Origin of the sequence: Collimonas sp. NPDC087041, assembly GCF_044745265.1 — a bacterium.
Classification (GTDB): domain Bacteria; phylum Pseudomonadota; class Gammaproteobacteria; order Burkholderiales; family Burkholderiaceae_D; genus Collimonas.
Map to the genome: position 1 here is coordinate 254,944 of NZ_JBIUZX010000004.1, position 18,217 is coordinate 273,160.

15 protein-coding genes are annotated in these 18,217 nt (G+C 59.1%); 5 read left to right on the plus strand and 10 right to left on the minus strand.

Annotated elements, in window-relative coordinates; translation table 11 throughout:
- Positions 1–15: 15 nt before the first annotated feature.
- From ACIPF8_RS09510 to ACIPF8_RS09520, 3 genes are all read right to left on the minus strand, one after another.
- Positions 16–390 carry a hypothetical protein gene (locus ACIPF8_RS09510; RefSeq protein WP_400420055.1) on the minus strand — a complete coding sequence of 125 codons (375 nt, stop codon included), beginning with the start codon at positions 388–390 and terminating at the stop codon, positions 16–18.
- A gap of 117 nt (positions 391–507) precedes the next feature.
- Positions 508–1,377, minus strand: a complete 870-nt coding sequence (locus ACIPF8_RS09515; RefSeq protein ID WP_400420057.1) for a class I SAM-dependent methyltransferase — start codon at positions 1,375–1,377, stop codon at positions 508–510.
- A gap of 100 nt (positions 1,378–1,477) precedes the next feature.
- Positions 1,478–2,107: a response regulator gene (locus ACIPF8_RS09520; protein ID WP_400420060.1), complete on the minus strand. Its 630-nt coding sequence runs from the start codon at positions 2,105–2,107 to the stop codon at positions 1,478–1,480.
- Positions 2,108–2,354: 247 nt separating this feature from the next.
- Here ACIPF8_RS09520 and ACIPF8_RS09525 point away from each other — a divergent pair, with 247 nt between their 5' ends.
- Both ACIPF8_RS09525 and ACIPF8_RS09530 read left to right on the plus strand, forming a co-directional pair.
- Positions 2,355–3,053 (plus strand): response regulator, encoded by a 699-nt coding sequence (locus tag ACIPF8_RS09525; protein ID WP_400420063.1) that lies wholly within the window; start codon positions 2,355–2,357, stop codon positions 3,051–3,053.
- A 179-nt stretch (positions 3,054–3,232) separates the two neighbouring features.
- A complete protein-coding gene (locus ACIPF8_RS09530) occupies positions 3,233–4,024 on the plus strand; it encodes a FadR/GntR family transcriptional regulator (RefSeq protein ID WP_400420066.1) in 792 nt (263 codons plus the stop codon).
- 62 nt (positions 4,025–4,086) lie between these two features.
- Here the strand turns inward: ACIPF8_RS09530 and ACIPF8_RS09535 are convergent, their stop codons facing one another.
- From ACIPF8_RS09535 to ACIPF8_RS09545, 3 genes are all read right to left on the minus strand, one after another.
- Positions 4,087–6,129: a primosomal protein N' gene (locus ACIPF8_RS09535; protein WP_400420069.1), complete on the minus strand. Its 2,043-nt coding sequence runs from the start codon at positions 6,127–6,129 to the stop codon at positions 4,087–4,089.
- 857 nt (positions 6,130–6,986) lie between these two features.
- Positions 6,987–8,066 carry a uroporphyrinogen decarboxylase gene (hemE, locus tag ACIPF8_RS09540; protein ID WP_400420072.1) on the minus strand — a complete coding sequence of 360 codons (1,080 nt, stop codon included), beginning with the start codon at positions 8,064–8,066 and terminating at the stop codon, positions 6,987–6,989.
- Between the two features lie 147 nt (positions 8,067–8,213).
- Positions 8,214–9,128 (minus strand): LysR family transcriptional regulator, encoded by a 915-nt coding sequence (locus ACIPF8_RS09545; protein WP_400420075.1) that lies wholly within the window; start codon positions 9,126–9,128, stop codon positions 8,214–8,216.
- Between the two features lie 166 nt (positions 9,129–9,294).
- On the opposite strand from ACIPF8_RS09545, the gene speB reads away from it, so the two are divergent.
- Complete coding sequence (speB, locus tag ACIPF8_RS09550) at positions 9,295–10,248, plus strand: agmatinase (RefSeq protein WP_400420078.1); 954 nt, start codon at positions 9,295–9,297, stop codon at positions 10,246–10,248.
- A gap of 3 nt (positions 10,249–10,251) precedes the next feature.
- Here speB and ACIPF8_RS09555 read toward each other — a convergent pair whose 3' ends face one another.
- Positions 10,252–11,838 (minus strand): amidohydrolase, encoded by a 1,587-nt coding sequence (locus ACIPF8_RS09555; RefSeq protein ID WP_400420080.1) that lies wholly within the window; start codon positions 11,836–11,838, stop codon positions 10,252–10,254.
- A 122-nt stretch (positions 11,839–11,960) separates the two neighbouring features.
- Here ACIPF8_RS09555 and ACIPF8_RS09560 point away from each other — a divergent pair, with 122 nt between their 5' ends.
- Positions 11,961–12,848: a LysR family transcriptional regulator gene (locus tag ACIPF8_RS09560; protein ID WP_061535020.1), complete on the plus strand. Its 888-nt coding sequence runs from the start codon at positions 11,961–11,963 to the stop codon at positions 12,846–12,848.
- Between the two features lie 49 nt (positions 12,849–12,897).
- Here the strand turns inward: ACIPF8_RS09560 and ACIPF8_RS09565 are convergent, their stop codons facing one another.
- The gene (locus ACIPF8_RS09565) at positions 12,898–13,752 is read right to left on the minus strand and encodes a helix-turn-helix domain-containing protein (RefSeq protein ID WP_400420083.1); all 855 of its coding nucleotides are present in this window, start codon (positions 13,750–13,752) and stop codon (positions 12,898–12,900) included.
- A 142-nt stretch (positions 13,753–13,894) separates the two neighbouring features.
- Here ACIPF8_RS09565 and ACIPF8_RS09570 point away from each other — a divergent pair, with 142 nt between their 5' ends.
- Positions 13,895–14,851 (plus strand): phytanoyl-CoA dioxygenase family protein, encoded by a 957-nt coding sequence (locus ACIPF8_RS09570; protein WP_400420086.1) that lies wholly within the window; start codon positions 13,895–13,897, stop codon positions 14,849–14,851.
- Between the two features lie 137 nt (positions 14,852–14,988).
- Here the strand turns inward: ACIPF8_RS09570 and ACIPF8_RS09575 are convergent, their stop codons facing one another.
- Both ACIPF8_RS09575 and ACIPF8_RS09580 read right to left on the minus strand, forming a co-directional pair.
- Positions 14,989–16,158: an MFS transporter gene (locus ACIPF8_RS09575; protein ID WP_061535501.1), complete on the minus strand. Its 1,170-nt coding sequence runs from the start codon at positions 16,156–16,158 to the stop codon at positions 14,989–14,991.
- A gap of 202 nt (positions 16,159–16,360) precedes the next feature.
- Positions 16,361–18,154: an ABC transporter ATP-binding protein/permease gene (locus ACIPF8_RS09580; RefSeq protein WP_400420089.1), complete on the minus strand. Its 1,794-nt coding sequence runs from the start codon at positions 18,152–18,154 to the stop codon at positions 16,361–16,363.
- Positions 18,155–18,217 lie beyond the last annotated feature (63 nt).

The window sequence follows — 18,217 nt, forward strand, 5'->3', positions numbered from 1 at the left end:
CGCAGCGAATTGACATTACTTGTTGCTGGCCGCAGCACCATTAAGTGCCGGCCACAGTCTCGGGCCGCCATCGCCGTAGCGATCGTCGAAACGCTTCAACAGTGCTTCGCGCACCGCATCGGACAAGCTGGGATATTTATCACCCTGCTCGATCGCGCCGTATTCTTCGCCCGCCTTGGCGAGGTCCGCGGGGATATGGAAATTGTCGACGAAATCCTGCTGCCACTGCTCGGTAACCTTGGCGACGAGCGCCAGGCGCGCGCTGTGATTCAGGACACTGAACTCGTCAGCGCCAGCAGTGATGCGTTGCACCGTCTCCGTCAGGCCCTCCTCTGTCAATGGGGCCTTGGTGAACTCCTTAACGGCATGTGAGCCACTCGTCTTACTCATGTCACTCTCCTCTGTAAAGTGGTGCGATGATGGACGGTCCGCTTGCGCGCCATGTTTCCGGTGGAGGGCAAAGCGAATATTGCGTGAGTCGATTTAGTTCGGATCCAATGTAATCAGTCAGGGCGCGGTGAAAAACCGTTGCTGCATTTCCTCCAGACCCAGGGTGTGCAGTACTTCATTGAGACGCTCGGTCGGCCGTTTGCGAGGCAAATCCCGATAACTGGCAATAATCAATTCATTCTTCATCGAATGCTCCCAGCCGACCAGTTCCGTGACGCTGACCTGATAGCCGTGTGCCTCCAGTTGCAGGCAACGCAGTACATTGGTGACCTGGCTGCCGAACTCACGCGTATGCAGCGGATGGCGCCAGATTTCAGTCAATGCTTCCTTGCCCAGCGATTTGCCCTTGTTCTTTTTCAATACCGAAGCCACTTCGGCCTGGCAGCACGGCACCAGCACCATGAAGCGCGCCTGCTTCTTCAATCCAAATTCAATTGCATCGTCAGTCGCGGTATTACATGCATGCAATGCGGTGACAACATCGATCCTGTCCGGCAGTTGAGAAGACTCAATCGACTCCGCTACCGACAGATTGAGGAACGACATTCCTGGAAACTCCAGCCGTTGCGCCAGTTCCTGCGATTTCTTGACCAGCTCTTCCCGCGTTTCAATACCGAAAATGTGCGATTTGTCGTTGAGCGTCTTGAAAAACAGGTCATACAGGATGAATCCCAGGTACGACTTGCCGGCGCCATGGTCAACAAGTTGCACGCCCGCATTATCGCGCTGGATTTCCTGCAGCAAAGGCTCAATGAATTGATATAGATGATATACCTGCTTAAGCTTGCGACGGCTGTCCTGGTTCAATTTCCCGTCGCGCGTCAGGATGTGCAGCTCCTTGAGCAGCTCGATCGATTGGCCGGGACGAATTTCGTGCTTGGACGACTGCTGGTTGGAGGAGTTGGGCTCTTGCTTGGTACCGTTCATTGCGCTTGCTTTCTGATGACCGGACCTGCCGGTGATCTTCACAAGTATAACGGCTTCGACGGCCGGCGGCCGCTTTAACCGCCGGCAAGCGCCCAAAATATCACGCCGTATGGCTGATACGCCCCATGGTGCAGCAGTAGCGGCCTAATTCAATGTCATTACGCAAGCCCAGTTTTTTCATGGCGGAGCTCTTTTGCAGGCCAACAGTCTTGACGCTCTTGTTAAGCCTGCGCGCAATTTCCCGCAAACTGTTGCCCACCACATACATTTTCAGCACTTCGGCTTCACGCACGGTCGGCAGCTTGCCGTGCGGGCCTTTGCGCAGCAGCCGTTGCACCGATTTTCCGATATACGGCGCACTGCGCGTGCCTTCCTGAATGGCCCTGCCTAACTCGCTAATCTCATCGCTCTTATGAATCAGTCCCCTCACGCCGACAGTGCTGATCTGGTATAGCACCGCGGGTATGTCGAGCATTGTCAGGACGATCAGATCAATTTCCGGGTAATCGTGATTGAGCCGGTTGAGCAAGGCGCAGCCGTCGCCGATGCGGTTGATCGGCATCGAAAACTCCGTGATCAGTATGTCGCACGGCGTGTCTCGCAAGCGCGTTGCCAGCTCGTCAATCGACGAAACGCATGCCACCACCGAACAACCGGGCAAGTCATTGAGGTACTTCTGCGCCCCCGAAATCACTGCGGGTTGATCGTCTGCCAGGATGATCTTGATCATGGAATTATCTCCGGTTAATGAAGGAACAACTTACTTCCATGGAGGCCGCTCCCCCCTTGGTTTGTCAAATTATGTTCGATCACAATTGTTAATAATATAAGTTTATCCCTTAAAAATGTGATCGAAATGATAACATATTGGCAAAATATCTAAAATGAATCCCAGTTACACGCAGCCGGCATTCCTGTTTCACTGATTTGCAGGTGCCGGCACTTTCCAGCATGACGTTGTTGAAGGAGACATCAACATGAAAATTGTTCTAGCGGATGACCACCCCGTGTTTGTCGCCGGAGTGCGAGCTTATTTTGACAACGTGCCGGATTGCGGCGTGGTGGCCAGCGTGACCAGTTCGGACGCGCTCATCAAGTGCCTCGATTCAACCCCCTGCGACCTTGTCATCACCGAATTCTCGATGCCCATGAACCGCATCAGCGATGGCCTCCATCTGCTGTCCTACATACAGCGCCATTACCCGCAAAAATGGCTGATGGTGCTCACCATGAATGCCATGCCGGTCGTCTTGCATCAGCTCATCCAGAGCGGCGCCAATGCCTTGCTGCACAAGAGCGATGAAATTCCCGAAATCAGCAAGGCAATCCGCCATCTCGGCAACAACACGCCCTACATCGGGCCATCGTTCCGGGCCTTGTTGGCGCAGGGAATCGACCCACAAGCCAAAAGCCGCATTCCCAGCCCACGCGAGACGGAAGTATTGCGCTTGTACGCTGCAGGTAACACCCTGCGCGAAATCTCCGAACGCCTGAGCAAAAGCGTGAAGACCGTCAGCCTGCAAAAAACCGCGGCGATGAAAAAACTGGGTTTGCGCAACGACATCGAACTGGGCCGCTACTACGCCACCGTCAGCGGCGATAACGTCCAGCCGCCGGAACACGTCGGCTGGTTTCTTTCGACGGATGCAAGCGATGCGGTCGATGTCAGGCATTAGATGGTGAAAAGCCGGTGACAAGCCAGGGACAAGCGCCGTTTTCCGGCACCTTGAGCTGATTGCGTCGGAAAACCGACCGCGCGAATCGGATTTACGGGAAAATCGTCGGCAGGATGATGCGGTTGCGCTCGCGCGCGTGGCGGCGTGGCACAATATGAGAAATATCATTTACTGTCGCCATGCCCATACAAGTCATACAGAACCGCCGCCTCTATCAGCAAATTGCCGACCAACTGCGCGACATGATAGATCGCGGCGAGTACGGCCCTGGCGGCAACCTGCCGCCCGAGCGCGAACTGGCCAAGCAGTTTGGCGTTAGCCGCACTTCGGTAAGGGAAGCACTGATTGCGCTGGAAGTGATCGGTATCGTCAGTGTGCGGGTTGGCAACGGCGTGGTGGTCCTGCCGCGCGAGGAAACCACGGCTAGTGGCGAAGCCAGCGCCTCGGCGTTACAGCAAGCGGCCAGCCGCAGCGGCTGGGAAATCGATCCGGAGCTTGATCTGGAAATCAGCCGCGAGCTGGATGATGAAATCCCGCCGTTCAAGCTGCTGCAGGCAAGGCGGCTGGTGGAGCCGGAGACGGCGGCATTGGCGGCGGTCAACGCCAGCGATGAGCAACTGCGCAGCATCGCCGAGGCGTTTGCCCGCAATGTCGAAGACAACCGCAACGGTTCCCACACCCATCCCGGCGACCGCCTGTTCCATATCCGCATTGCAGAAGCCAGCGGCAACCCGGCCTACCTGCTGCTGGTCAGCCATCTGCTGGGACGCAAATACGGCATGATGTTCCAGCGCCTGCAAACGCTATATACGTCGAAGGACATGCCGAATCGTTCGGAGCACGAGCACCAGCTGATCCTGGATGCGCTGCAGGCGCGCGATGCGGTGGCGGCGCGACGGGCGATGCGCGCGCATATGGATTCGGTAGTGCGGATATTTTCCCGTTCGGTGCCGGAACCAAGAAGTAATTAAAACCGCGCCGCTGAGCCTCGGCACGATCTCACTGCGCAGCCGTGATGCGCCACAAACAATCCTCAGATATCGACAGGGTCCACTTCCAGCGACCACTTGGCGCGCGTCTTGACCTGTCGCAACACGGCCATCCAATCGGTTAGAAATGCCTGCAAACCCGGACGCGAAGGACATTCAATCAGCAATTGCGCGCGATCGACATTGGCGACCCGGGTCATGGTCATCGGGATCGGATCGTGGATCGTGATGCCTTCATGTTCGATGCAATTTGCTGCGTGCTGCAGGAATTCGATCGCAGTTTCCAGTTCTTTCGCTTCAGCGCGCAGCAGCGCCTGGTAAATATAGGGCGGCAGGCAAGCCTGCTCGCGCTCTTCCAGCAACGAGCTGGCGAAGTGATCGTAATCGTGGGCGATCACCGCCGCGTACAGCGGATGCTGCGGATAGCGGGTCTGGATCAGGACTTCGCTCGGGCTGCCGCCTTCCTTTTGCGCCGCTCGGCCGGCGCGGCCCGCCACCTGCATCAATTGCGCAAACAGGCGCTCGCTGGCGCGGTAATCGTGAGAGAACAGGGCAGTGTCGGGATTGAGGATGCCGACCAGGGTCAGGTTCTTGAAGTCGTGTCCCTTGGCGACCATCTGGGTGCCGATCAGGATATCCACCTCGCCCCGGTGCACGCTATCAAATGCTTCTTGGGCGCTGCCTTTGCGGCGCGTCGAATCGGCATCGATGCGCAACACGCGCGCTTCCGGGAACATCGCCCGCAAACCTTCTTCCAGGCGCTGCGTCCCGCGCCCCAGCGGCTGCAGGTCGACGTTGCCGCAGGTCGGGCAGGATTTCGGAATGCGCAGCTCCAGGCTGCAATGATGGCAGCGTAGCCGATGCTCGGGCTTGTGCAGCACCATGAACGAGGTGCAGCGCGTACAGTTGCTGACCCAGCCGCAGGCATCGCAGGCGATCACCGGGGCATAGCCACGGCGGTTCAGGAACAGCAGCGATTGCTCGCCGCGCTCCAGCCTTTGCTTGAGCGCGCTGATCAAGGTCGAGGTCAGGCCTTCGCTGGGTTTGTCGCGCTCCATGTCGATCCGCCGCACTGCCGGCAACACGGCATCCTTGACGGCCCGTTCGCGTAGCTCCAGCTTCTTGTAACGCCCTGACTGCGCGTGATGCCAGGTTTCCAGCGACGGCGTGGCCGAGCCCAGCACAATCGGAATCCGCAATTGATGGGCGCGCCACACCGCCAGGTCGCGCGCGGAATAGCGCAGGCCTTCCTGCTGTTTGTAGGATGGATCGTGCTCTTCGTCGATGACGATCAGCTTCAGATGCGGCAACGAAGCCAGCACCGCCAGCCGGGTACCGAGGATGATCCGCGCCTGCCCCAGATGCGCCGCCAGCCAGTGGCGCATGCGCTCTCCTTCGGCCAGGCCGCTGTGCAGCGTTGCCACCATGACACCCGGGAAGCGCGCGCGGATGTTGCCCTCCAGCTGCGGCGTCAGGTTGATTTCCGGGACCAGGATCAGGATCTGCGACAGGTTGTCTTCGTCCGTCCCGCTGTGCGCCAGGATTTGCGCCGCAGCCTGCAAATAGACTTCAGTCTTGCCGCTGCCGGTGATGCCATACAGCAGCGTCGGCGCAAAGCCACTGGCGCCGGCGATGGCATCGGCGGCATGCTGCTGCGCCGGATTCAGTTGGGCGACGTCGATCGGCGTGGCATCGTGCACGCCGCCGGTTTGCTGCAGCTTCTTCAAGCCGCGATCCAGGGCCACCGTCGTCAGCGCCCGCAGGTTTTTCGGCAAGCCGGGCAACGCCACCTCACCCAGCGGCCGCTGATAGTAATCGGCGGCAAAGCGGCACAAGGCCAGCCATTGCGCCGACAACGGCGGCAACTGGTGGCGCACGGCTTGCACATCTTTCAATTTTGCAGGCGGGACATCGCTCTCGGCACTGGTGCCGACGATCAGCCCGACCACTTCGCGGCGGCCGAACGACAACTGCACCAGCTGTCCAATTTGGGGCGTGGGTTCGCTATCGTCGCGGGCCTGCCAGCGATAGTCGAAGCTGCTGTCCAGGGGCGTGTCGAGGACGATTTGGAGGATGCTTTGTTTCACGAACTTAATGTGGTTCCCGAGGAAATGGGCTAACTATCGGTTTCATAAGTGCTTTTACAGCTGTCCACAATATCTGTGGATAACTTTGTGGACAAGGTTGCCGAAACAAAGTAACAGCATGTATTTGCGGCCGATTTCGTCGCTTGCTCAAACTAACGGCAAAATAAATACACTTTAAAATCAGATACTTACCATATCTACCTGCATCTGAAAAAAAATCATTATTTTGAAAAAAATGGCCTTGCAGAAACTAAAAAATGTGCATAACTAAATTCGCAGCGTCCCAAAAAAGTGCGACTTAAGGTAACAATCATCTCAGCGAATTGCCTCGCGGAATTGCCGCGCTCCCAAATCCGTTTTTTACTGCTGCCAGCAAAATTATCGTGATGTCAATCGCCAGCCATCATCGACGATTTCCCAAAGGCAATAAAAATGCAGATTTCACTTAATGTAAAACATCAGGAGATGTCCTAACTCACGGTTTCATAAGCGCTTTTCAAATTATCCACAATGTCTGTGGATAACTTTGTGGGTAAGTTGCTCTTGACAGGCTGCAGACGCATATCTGATGCGGGTTTCAATAAATTGCCTAAACTAAAAGCAGAAAATTAACCCTTTTAAATCAATTACTTATAAAACAGATCGCGGCGACAAATAATAAATATAGATATAAATAATTACCGTACTGCAGCAGATTTAATTTGTGCATAACTAGAGCCGGTCGATAGCCAAATCAAACGAAAAATGTGCTATGCGGGATGGTTCGCGACAGCCGGATTGCTGGCATCGAGGTCCGAGACTGTCCGAAAAGGGCACAATTGCGCACCCAAATCGCTCACCGGCCGGGCCACTTCCCCTTATCCGCGCATCTTGCGGCTGATTTCATGCACTGCGTCGACCATCACGGCGACCGATTCCGGTGGCGTGAACTGCGAAATGCCATGTCCAAGGTTGAATACGTGGCCGCTATCGGCCTTTGGCGCGCCATAGGAGTTCAGCAGGCGTTCGACTTCACTGCGGATCTGCTCAGGATTGGCGAACAACACCGCCGGATCGAGATTGCCTTGCAGCGCTACGCGATGGCCGACGCGGGCGCGCGCGTCAGCCAGGTTGACGGTCCAATCCAGGCCGACGGCATCGGCGCCGATGTCGGCGATCTGCTCCAGCCACAGGCCGCCGCCCTTGGTGAAGACGATAGCCGGGATCGGCACGCCGTCTTTCTCGCGCTTGAGCTGGCCCATTACCTGGCGCATGTAATTCAGCGAGAATTCCTGGTAGGCGCCATCTGCCAGCGCGCCGCCCCACGAATCGAAAATCATTACGGCCTGGGCGCCGGCATCGATCTGTGCGTTCAGGTAAGCCGCTACCGCCGCTGCGTTAGTGCTGAGCACGTGATGCATCAGGTCGGGACGGTTGTACAGCATGGTCTTGACGGTATGGAATTCGCGCGAACCGGCGCCTTCCACCATGTAGCAGGCCAGCGTCCACGGACTGCCGGCGAAACCGATCAGCGGCACGCGGCCGTTGAGTTCGGTGCGGATTTGCGTGACGGCCTTGAATACGTAGTCGAGCTTGCCCAGATCGGGCGCCTGCAGCGCCATCACGTCTTTTTCATGGCGCAGCGGGCGCTCGAACTTGGGACCTTCGCCATCGGCGAAATACAAACCCAGGCCCATTGCGTCAGGCACGGTCAGGATGTCGGAAAACAGGATCGCGGCATCCAGCGGGAAGCGATCGAGCGGTTGCAGCGTGACTTCGGTGGCGTAATCCGGATTGGTTGCCAACCCCATGAACGAGCCGGCGCGGCTGCGCGTCTTGCGATATTCCGGCAGATAGCGGCCGGCCTGGCGCATCAGCCACAACGGCGTGTATTCGGTCGGCTGGCGCAGCAAGGCGCGCAGGAAGGTGTCGTTCTGGAGCGGAGCAAATTGTGGCATAGGGCGATTATCAGTTGAGGACGTCGGCCTTCGGCGCGCATCGGCGGCGCCTGGGGAGTCCCGCAATTAGTCAAAACACATGTGACAATTCCTTATTATCTCACCCAAACCAATCGCGGCGACAGCTGCCTTGGCCAATGGTTGGTATTAGCTTGCATCGCGTTGCGCGGCGACAAGGTCATCGACGAAAGCCTGCAACACCTCGCCGCGGCTGGATTGGCGCCGCATCACCATGTGCAGGGTGACATCGTAGGACAACAATTGCGGGTTCAGCGCCGCCAGCAACCCTTGCTGCACCAGCGGCGCGGCAAAATGCTGCGGCAGGAAACCCAGGTGCCGGCCGGACAGGATCAGCACCGCCACTGCTTCCATGTTGTCGGCCAGCGCCGTCACCCGCGCCGGCGACAACACGCCGCCCGGGCCGTCGGCTTCCGGCAGTGGATAGCTGCGCCAAACCCAATCATAAGACGCCAGCGCGGCGCTGTCCAAGCTACCCGCCTGGCCGAATAGCGGATGGCCGGCAGCGCAATACGCCACCTGATGTTCGTCATACAGGGGAACGTATTCCAGGTTCGGTAGCCGGTGCCAGAAGTAACCGATGCCGGCATCGAGGCGGCCATTGATCACCTCTTCTTCCAGCTGGCCCGGCGCCAGCACCGCCAGCGACAAGGTGACCGCCTCGTCCCTGGCGCGAAAGCGGGCAATCGCCTGACTCAAGCGCGCATTGGCGCTCATCGCGGCGTGGCCGATCAAACCCAGGTGCAACTGGCCGACCAGCTTGCGGCCGATCTGTCGTGCATCCAGGCAGAAATGGTCGATGTTTTCCAGCAACTGGCGGCTCGACTGGACAAACTGCTCGCCGCGCGGCGTCAGCCGAAAACCGGCACGACCGCGCTCGCACAAACGGAAACCGAGCCGCGTCTCCAGCGTCGCCAGCTGGGTACTGATGGTGGACTGGCTGACGTTGAGCGCGGTCTGGGCAGCCGAAATGCCGCCGGCATCGTGCACCGACAGGAACACACGGATCAGGCGCAGATCAAGATCGGATAACTGGTTGAGCATGATGGAAAGGCAAGCGGTCGATGAAAGCGAGAGTAAATCAACAATACATCTATTTATATCAATGTGAGCGTTACATTACACGCATTTTTCATAAAGTGGTTTGTCGCTAGAGTGGCGCAATACGAAATCGCGTACAGATTTCGCCCTTCCCTTCCCGGAGACGATCATGTCAGACACCCCACTCTATCAACCACTTGGCGGCAACGACATGCCGCGTTTCGGCGGCATCGCCACCATGATGCGGCTGCCGCACGTGACCAGCAGCGCGGACCTGGATGCCTGCTTCGTCGGCGTGCCGTTCGACCTCGGCACCTCGAACCGCTCCGGCACCCGCTTCGGACCACGCCAGATCCGCTCCGAATCGGTGCTGCTGCGCCCCTACAACATGGCGACCCGGGCCGCGCCCTTCGATGCGCTGCGGGTAGCCGATATCGGCGACGTCGCCGTCAATCCGTACAACCTGCTCGATTCGATCAAGCTGATCGAAGCGGCCTACGATGGCATCGTCAGCTCCGGCTGCCGGCCGATTTCGCTGGGTGGCGATCACACCATCGCGCTACCGATCCTGCGCGCGCTGCATCGCAAGTACGGCAAGATCGGCTTGATCCACGTCGATGCCCATGCCGACGTCAACGACACCATGTTCGGCGAAAAAATCGCCCACGGCACGCCGTTCCGGCGCGCGGTCGAAGAGGGCTTGCTGGACTGCCAGCGGGTGGTGCAGATCGGTTTGCGCGGCACCGGCTATACCGCGGAAGATTTCGATTGGTGCCGCGACCAGGGTTTCAAGGTGGTGCAAGTCGAAGACTGCTGGAACAAATCACTGACGCCGTTGATGGAAGAAGTGCGTGCGCGCGTGGCCGGCGGCCCGGTATATCTGAGTTTCGACATCGACGGCATCGATCCGGCTTATGCGCCCGGCACCGGCACCCCGGAAATCGCCGGCCTGACCGTGCCGCAGGCGCTGGAAATCATCCGCGGCGCCTGGGGCCTGGACATCGTTGGCGCCGACCTGGTTGAAGTGTCGCCGCCGTACGATCCGATCGGCACCACCGCCTTGCTCGGCGCCAACCTGGCCTACGAAATGTTGTGTGTGCTGCCGGGCGTACCGCGCCGCTAACGATTACTCATCGTCGCGCCAAGGAATGGTCCATTCCTCGCCGCGCACCGTGGTGATGTATTCCGGCCAGCGATAGCGGTGCGGCACCTTGAAATCCTTCGGCAACAGCGGCGCCTGCCAGGTGCTGCCGCCGATGCCGCCGCCGGTGCGTTGCATGAACTCATCCTTGGCAGCCTGTAGCAGCTGCGGCTGGGTGAACAGATCGACCAACGTCGCGCCGATGGTCTTGGCAGCGGACTGGATCATCGGATCGATGGTTTCGGCGATCCCGCCCAGCGCATTGGCCACCCAGTCGGGATAGACGAAACCGCGCGGCGCCGCCAGCATCGGCCGCGCCACGTACAGACGCACGGTCGGGCAGTGCCAGGTGTAGTCGGTGTAATCGTCGGAGGTGAGGTATTTCTGCCAGGCCGGCATCTGCTTGCGCAGTTCGCGCTCGCAGTCTTCCGGGTCAATCAACTCCTCTGTCACCGCCAGGAATGGCTTGTCCATCGGCTCGTGGCCGAGATTCTTCTGTATCTCGCGAGCGATGCCGATCGCCTTGTCACCCCACTTGGGCGCGCCAGCCAGCACCATGTTGTCGTAGGTGGCGCGTGCCATCACGTGGTTCGGCAAGCCGCCACGCGATTTGCTGACCCAGGTTTTCTTCCACTGGCAAAAAGTCGCCTTGGCGGCGGCTTCGGCGTTGTTGTCCATCACCTGGCTGATGATGTCAGCCTGCTCGATGGAGTCGGTGCGCAGCATGAAATTGATTTGCGAGACATGCGGCGTCAGGTTGTCGGCGGTGGCCTGGCCGGCGCTCAGGATCGCTTCGTTGAAGCTCCACAAACCCGTGGCCGGCAGCATCGAGCGGCGCAGGCTTTCGTTGAGGTTATAGAACAGCACCAATGCATCGCTGGCGCCGGGCGCCCGCGCCGCCAGGTGGTTTTGCGGAATCGGGCTGAACTTGTCGGCTGCGATCCAGTTTTCCGGATCTTCGCAGGTGAAGGTATAGATATAGTTGTAGCCGACGCCGCAGTGGGCGTCCCACACCGTGGTATTACACAGCGGCAGCATGTAGGTCGGATGAAAGCTGACGGCGGCGTCGAGCGTGTCGTAATAGCCCTTGGCGGCGTGGATCGGCTTCGAGGCGCGCAACTTTTCGGCCGGTTCACCAAATACCTTCAACGTGCCGTGGATGCCGAATTTCAGCATCGCCTGTTGCGCCGCCAGCGCACCGCCAAGCGCGCTGATCCCGAGTGCAGAATGCGGATCGGTGTGGCCGGGCGCATATTTGGATAAACCCTGGCGCGGCTCTTTCCTGGTCGACGCCGCCTGGCAATTGCCCGGCACTGCATCGTATTCGGCATAAGTGGCGATGGTGGGACCGTCGCCGTGCTTGAAGGTGGCGACAAAGGCAGTCGGCATGTCGCCGCTGCCGACTTCGACGTCAAACCCGCATTCGCGCAGCTTGGCGACATACCAGGCGCTGGATTTGTATTCGCGGAAAGCCGGCTCGGCGTAATGCCAGATGATCTGATGCCAGTCGGATAACTGCCGGGCGTTATCGCTCACCCAATCCAGTACGCTTTGTTTTGCTGCTGTGGTCATTGTCTTCCCCGGGTATGGTTCGAAAAATATTGATTCGCTGCGGATGCATCCTAATCAGGAACGGCGCCATGCCATAATTAACGGTCATCAGTTTTGTCGATAACGGCGCCCCAGCCTCCCCCATGACTCTCGAAAATCTCCTGGTATTTGTCACCATTGCCGAATGCGGCAGCCTGTCAGCGGCGGCGCGCCGCCTGGGCAAAGCGCAATCGACCGTCAGCACCGCGCTGGCTAACCTGGAAGTGGATATGGACACGCGCCTGTTCGAGCGCGATTTGCACCATCTGGCGTTGACTGCGGACGGCGCGGTCTTGCTGGGCTTTGCCCGTTCGACGCTGACCGCCGCCAACAACCTGGAGCGCAAGGCGCACAGCCTGAGCGCCGGTCATGGCCATCGTCTGCGGTTGGGGATCGACCAGGCGTTACCGGTGGCGCGCAGCCATGGTTTGTGTGCGGAGCTGGAACGGCGCTTCCCGCAGTTGCAACTGGAACTGTTCCGCCCGACCAGCATTGATGCTACCGACCTGATGCGGCGCGGCCTGTTGGATATCGCGATTGCCGTCACGGTTGATCCGATGCCGAGCGACTTCAATGCCAGCACGCTCGGCCAGTTGCAATTCGTGCCAGTGGCGGCTGCTGCCCATCCTTTAAGCAGCTTGCCAATCGTCCACAACAGCGACCTGGCGCAACATCGGCAATTGCTGGCGTCGAGCCGCGACGGCGGCGATGCCTCGGTTTTCGGCCGCTACAGCGAAATCACCTGGCGTATTGAAAGCCCGGAATTGCTGCTGGATTTGCTTAAACGGGGAATGGGCTGGGCCTTCCTGCCACTGCATGCGATGCAGGAAAACGGCGCGCTAGCCGATCTGAAAATATTGGCGCACGAGTACCGTGAGCCGGCTTTCCTGAAAAGCATAGACCTGATCTGGAGCAAGCAGGATCAGCAAAGCGAAGCTGCCCGCTGGCTGTGCAGCGACCTCGAATGGGCCCGTTCGGTGGTGCCGGCCTGATTGCACTTTTGCGAAGAAGTGAGTGCTGGCACCCGGGATTAGCCACTATTTATCGATATCTACTCTTGAACTCGCGCGGACTCACACCCTTGGCGGCGCGGAACTGGCGGTTGAAATGCGCCAGGTTGCGGTACCCCGCCTGCTGCGCAATCGCGCCGATTGACTTGTCGGTCTGGATCAATAACTGGCAAGCGCTGCCGACCCGCAGTTGCGCCAGGTAGGCGGTCACCGTCAATTGCGTATGCCGCTTGAAGAAGCGATGAAAAGCCCCGACCGACAACGCCGCGCGTTCGGCCAGCAACTGCACCGGGATTTCCGTCTGGAAGTGTGCATGCATGTAATCGAGTACCCGCGCCATGCGCTGGCGTTGCGCATCCAGCGCGATCGGCGCCGAGGCAATCGACGCCAGCGGCTGCGCCCGCTCATCCTGGGCCAGCAGCAACAGCAGTTCCAGCAATAGCGGCAAACGCTGCGCCGGCGACAAATTCTCCATCCGCAGCATCAGCGGTCGGACCGCTTCGGCGGCCGTGGCGGAAAACTGCAAACCCCGGTCGGCGCGCTTGCCCAATTGCAGCAGGCCCGCCAGTTCCGGCAGGCTGGTTTGCAGTTGCACCAGCCAGTCGCGCGAAAACCAGACTACCACCGCCAGCATCTGACGCGTCGGATCGATGCGTTCGCTGGCCGACCAGGTATGCGGCAAGTTCGGCCCGAGCAAGATCAAATCGCCATCGGCAAAGTCGGCCAGATGGTCACCCACATAACGCTGCCCGCGCGCATTGACGGTCAAGGTCAGTTCGAACTCGGGATGGTAATGCCAGAGGAACGGCAACTCCGGCAACTCGCGCCACAGCAGTTGCCAGGAGTGCCCGGGAGACAGGGTGAGATGCTCGTATTGCGGTCGCATTCTGATCTTTGAAGAGGCTGATAGATCAGAATAGTATCAATAAGCGGCATTTCCAGCGAAATCGGTGTTCCGTTGCGGATTGAGAATGGGGCTGCAGTCCACGAATCCCCTGCCCCAATCAAAAACGAATACGGAGATGACTATGAACCAGCCCTACGCCGTCGCCAAGCAACACCTCGGCAACCCGTCCGTGCTCTATCCCGAGCAAGAACAGCTACGCGATATCCGCAAAAATTTGCCGCTCAGGGTGTTGTCAGCGGCAGATTTCCAGCACTGGCAAACCAGCGGCTATGTGATCGTCAAGCAGGCAATCCCGGCCGAGCAGGTGCAACGCACCGTCGATTTCCTGTGGGAATTCCAGGAAATGGATGCGCACGACCCGCAAACCTGGAACCGGGCGCAGTTGCGCGACCATGAAATGAAAGAGTTGAACGGCTCCGGTATGGTCGAGGCTTATCATCATCAAACCTTTTGGGACAACCGCCAGACGCCGCGCGTCGTCGACGCCTTCGTCGATATCTGGGACCGCGAAGACCTGTGGGTCACCATCGACCGCGCCAACCTGAACACCCCGAACCAGGGCGCACGGCGCTTCGGCGGCTTCATCCACTGGGATGCCGACACCACGCTGGAGCCGCTCCCGGTTAACGTCCAGGGCGTGCTGGCGCTCTCCGATACGACGCCCGAAGGCGGCGGCTTCCAATGCATCCCCGAATTGTTCGAACACTTTGTCGAATGGCGCCGCACTGCGCCCAAGGATCGCAACCCGTGGCGTCCGGAATTGGAATCGCTGCCATGGCAGCCACGCTTCATTCCGATGCAGGCCGGCGATTTGCTGATCTTCAACAGCCTGCTGGCGCACGGCATCCGTCCGAATACCTCGGCCGACCAGGTACGGCTGGCGCAGTACATCGCCTTTACACCGGCGCAGGAAGAAGTAGCGGAATTACGCGACTGGCGGCTGGCAAGCTGGCGCCAACGGACGCCGCCGGAAAGCTACGCCTTCCCTGGCGATCCACGCGAGTGGGAAAAGACCCGCTATCCGCTGGCGCAGTTGAGTGAGTTGGGTGAAAAGATTCTTGGCTTGAAACGCTGGTAGACGATAATCTGAAACCAACCGACTCGGCGTCCCCGACTGGGCGCGCGTCATTCCCGCGAAAGCGGGAATCGATTTTAAGTATCCTGTTCAGCAACTTGGATTCCCGCGTTCGCGGGAATGACGAATTTGGGCCGAGGCTACTCGCTCGGCGTCATCGCCAAACCGCTATTGCGTTCGATCGACGCCGACCACAATGTCAGGCCCAGCGCCAGCACCACCAGCAGCACGCCAACGTAAGGCAGCGTGGTCAGTTGGAAACCGGCGCTGATCGCCATGCCGCCGAACCAGGCGCCACTGGCGTTGCCGAGATTGAAGGCGCCCTGGTTCAAGGTCGAAGCCAGGTTAGGCGCGGCGCTGGCGCGCTCCACCACCAGCATCTGCAACGGCGGCACGATGGCAAACGCCAGCACACCCCAGATGAAAATCGTGATCACTGCCGGCAACGGCGCGCGCATGGTCAACGTAAATACCGTCAGGATCACCGCCAACGCCACCAGGAAAGCGATCAGCGAAGGCAGCAAGCGCCAGTCGGCCAACTTGCCGCCGAGCGCGCTGCCGACCGTCAGACCCAAGCCGAATACCAGCAGCACCAATGTCACCGAGTGCGGCGTCAAACCGGTGACATCTTCCAGGATCGGCGTGATGTAAGTGAACACGGCAAACAGACTGGCCGACGCCAGCGCGCTGATCGCCAGCACCATCACCACCTGCTTGTCCTTGAGCACGGCAAATTCCTGGAGCAGACTGGTCTTCTGCATCTCGATTTTCTTCGGCAGCCACAAGGCCAGCGCAATCGCCGCCAGCACACCGATCACGGTCACCGCCCAGAACGTCGAGCGCCAGCCCAGTTGTTGCCCAAGCGCCGTGCCGAACGGCACGCCCAGCACGTTAGCCAATGTCAAACCGGCAAACATCAGGGCAATCGCCTGCGCGCGCCGGTTCGGCGCCACCAGTCCGGCCGCCACCACCGAGCCGATGCCGAAGAAAGCGCCATGGCAAAACGCCGTCACCACCCGCGCCACCATCAGCACTGCGTAATTCGGCGACAACGCACACATCACGTTGCCGATAATGAACAAGCCGATCAGGCTCAGCAACGCCAGCCGGCGCGGCATGTTGGCCGTCGCGATGGCAACGATCGGCGCGCCGATGGTCACCCCCAACGCATAACCAGTCACCAGCATCCCCGCCGCCGGAATCGTCACCCCCAGATCGCGCGCCACATCGGGCAGCAGACCCATGATGACGAACTCGGTTGTGCCGATGCCGAACGCGGCAACAGCAAGGGCTAGTAATGGCAAAGACAACATGATGGGCATCCGGAAATGGAACCGCCGGAATAGCTTGAACGGCGTGGCGGTCTGAGGCGCGCACCGGAGGGATGGTGCGAAGCAACATTATATCAAGCAGTGTTATTTTTTGTTAGCGCTACCAGAATTCGACTAAAAAATGGCGGCGATGAAGGCTAAAGTGTTGGATTTCTGCGATAGGAACGCCAACTACCGGCCGTCAGGACAAGCTGTCCAATCGCCACGCCCCAGCACCCTGCAAGTTCAACTCGCTACTGTGAAACGCCGCCAAACTGCTGCGATGGCCAACACTCACCAGCATGACTTGCGGCAGCTCCTTGCGCAGCAGGCTGTACATCGCGTGTTCCAGGCCTTCGTCCATGGCGGAGCTGGCTTCGTCGAGGAAGACGAGTTGCGGGCGGTGTAGCAGGACACGGCCCATCGCCAGGCGTTGCTGTTCGCCTAGAGACAGGATGTTGGTCCATTCATTTTCCACGTCCAGTTGCGTTGCCAGGTGGCCGAGTTGTATCTGTTCCAGAATTGCGCGGACTGCATCGTCGTCCGCCTGGGCGGGTTCGGCCAACGGGTAATACAAGGCGGAGCGTAGGGTTCCTAGCGGCAGATAGGGCTTCTGCGGCAGGAACAGGGATTGCTGGCCGGCTGGATAGATGATGTTGCCGCTGGCGTATGGCCACAGGCCGGCGATGGCGCGCAGTAGCGTGGTTTTGCCGACGCCGGATGGGCCGCGCACCAACAGCGCGGCGCCGGGCGCGAGGGTGAGATCGAGATTCGCGGTAAGTGTCACGCCGGTCGGACTGTTCACGTTTAGCGATTCGACGGCGAAATCCTCGCCTTGATGTGTGATCTGCGGCATGGTCAGTTGGTCGGCGGCGTCGACTGTATCGAGGAAACCAGTGAGGCGGTTGACGACCGCGCGATAGCTGGCGAACTCGTCGTATGAAGTCCGGAAAAAGGACAAGGAATCCTGTACCTGGCCGAAGGCTTGCGCGGTCTGCATCAGGTCGCCCAGCGTGATCTGTTTGCTGAAGAAGCGTGGCGCTTGCACCACCATCGGGAACACGACGGCAAGCTGGTCAACGCCAAGATTGAACCCCTGGAATTTCAATGAGCGGAATACGATCGCCCAGGTGTTTCCGATGACGCTGGAAAAGCGCTTGAGCAAGGTCCGATGCTCTACCGCTTCGCCGCGAAAGAAGGCGATGTTTTCGCCGTACTCGCGTAGTCGAATCAACGCGTAACGAAAATCCGCATTCAGCTTTTCATTCAGGAAATTCAACTTGATCAACGGCCGTCCCAATTTCACTGCGAAGACGGTGGCGATCAGCACGTAGACATAGACCAGGAAAGTCATTGCTCGCGGAATCGCTACGCCAAACACCGTCAGCGTACCCGACAATGCCCACAAGATCAGCGTGAAGGAAAACAGTGATACCACGGCGCTGATCAATCCGAGGAACAGCGCGAGGGAAGTGCTGATGAAGCTTGCGACATCCTGCTGGATCCGCTGGTCGGGGTTATCGGTGCGGCTTGGCAGATGCTGGCTGCGGTAATAGGCTTGCTTATCGAGCCAGCGCGACATCAAGGTTTCGGTCAGCCAGACGCGCCAATGAATCTGGAACGCCTGGCTGATGTAGAAATTCGTTAATGCACGCGTCACATGAATGGCGGCCAGGACGCAAAACACCGCCAGCAGCGACCAGAATGTCGCGGCATTGAAATCCTGCATTGCGGTGTAAATGCCGTTGTTCCAGAAAGTAAACAGGATTTCCATCCGCACCGAGAACAAGGTCATCAGGATCAGCAACGACAATATCGCCAACGGCCACAAGCTGCGGGCCGGTGAAAACCAGGCCCAGGTCACCCGTAAAAACTGCCGTCCCCAATCCGTGAATTTTCCAAGCAGGGCTGCCAGGCAAGCGACGGCCAGCCAGCTGATGATGAACGCCTTGCCAAGCCAGATAGCACTGTCTAGCAGTTGATGATGCCAATCCATGTTGTTTCCGCCGTTTCGATGAAAGGGACGTTGATGCAGTTAATGCAATAACTAGTCCATTAG

Bases quoted from the DNA above. Each gene is read 5' to 3' on its own strand.
- ACIPF8_RS09515 (WP_400420057.1), bottom strand. From the start codon at position 1,377: ATGAACGGTACCAAGCAAGAGCCCAACTCCTCCAACCAGCAGTCGTCC.
- speB (WP_400420078.1), top strand. From the start codon at position 9,295: ATGTCAGACACCCCACTCTATCAACCACTTGGCGGCAACGACATGCCG.
- ACIPF8_RS09580 (WP_400420089.1), bottom strand. From the start codon at position 18,154: ATGGATTGGCATCATCAACTGCTAGACAGTGCTATCTGGCTTGGCAAG.
- ACIPF8_RS09560 (WP_061535020.1), top strand. From the start codon at position 11,961: ATGACTCTCGAAAATCTCCTGGTATTTGTCACCATTGCCGAATGCGGC.
- ACIPF8_RS09530 (WP_400420066.1), top strand. From the start codon at position 3,233: ATGCCCATACAAGTCATACAGAACCGCCGCCTCTATCAGCAAATTGCC.
- ACIPF8_RS09510 (WP_400420055.1), bottom strand. From the start codon at position 390: ATGAGTAAGACGAGTGGCTCACATGCCGTTAAGGAGTTCACCAAGGCC.
- ACIPF8_RS09525 (WP_400420063.1), top strand. From the start codon at position 2,355: ATGAAAATTGTTCTAGCGGATGACCACCCCGTGTTTGTCGCCGGAGTG.
- ACIPF8_RS09520 (WP_400420060.1), bottom strand. From the start codon at position 2,107: ATGATCAAGATCATCCTGGCAGACGATCAACCCGCAGTGATTTCGGGG.
- ACIPF8_RS09570 (WP_400420086.1), top strand. From the start codon at position 13,895: ATGAACCAGCCCTACGCCGTCGCCAAGCAACACCTCGGCAACCCGTCC.
- ACIPF8_RS09555 (WP_400420080.1), bottom strand. From the start codon at position 11,838: ATGACCACAGCAGCAAAACAAAGCGTACTGGATTGGGTGAGCGATAAC.
- hemE (WP_400420072.1), bottom strand. From the start codon at position 8,066: ATGCCACAATTTGCTCCGCTCCAGAACGACACCTTCCTGCGCGCCTTG.
- ACIPF8_RS09565 (WP_400420083.1), bottom strand. From the start codon at position 13,752: ATGCGACCGCAATACGAGCATCTCACCCTGTCTCCCGGGCACTCCTGG.
- ACIPF8_RS09545 (WP_400420075.1), bottom strand. From the start codon at position 9,128: ATGCTCAACCAGTTATCCGATCTTGATCTGCGCCTGATCCGTGTGTTC.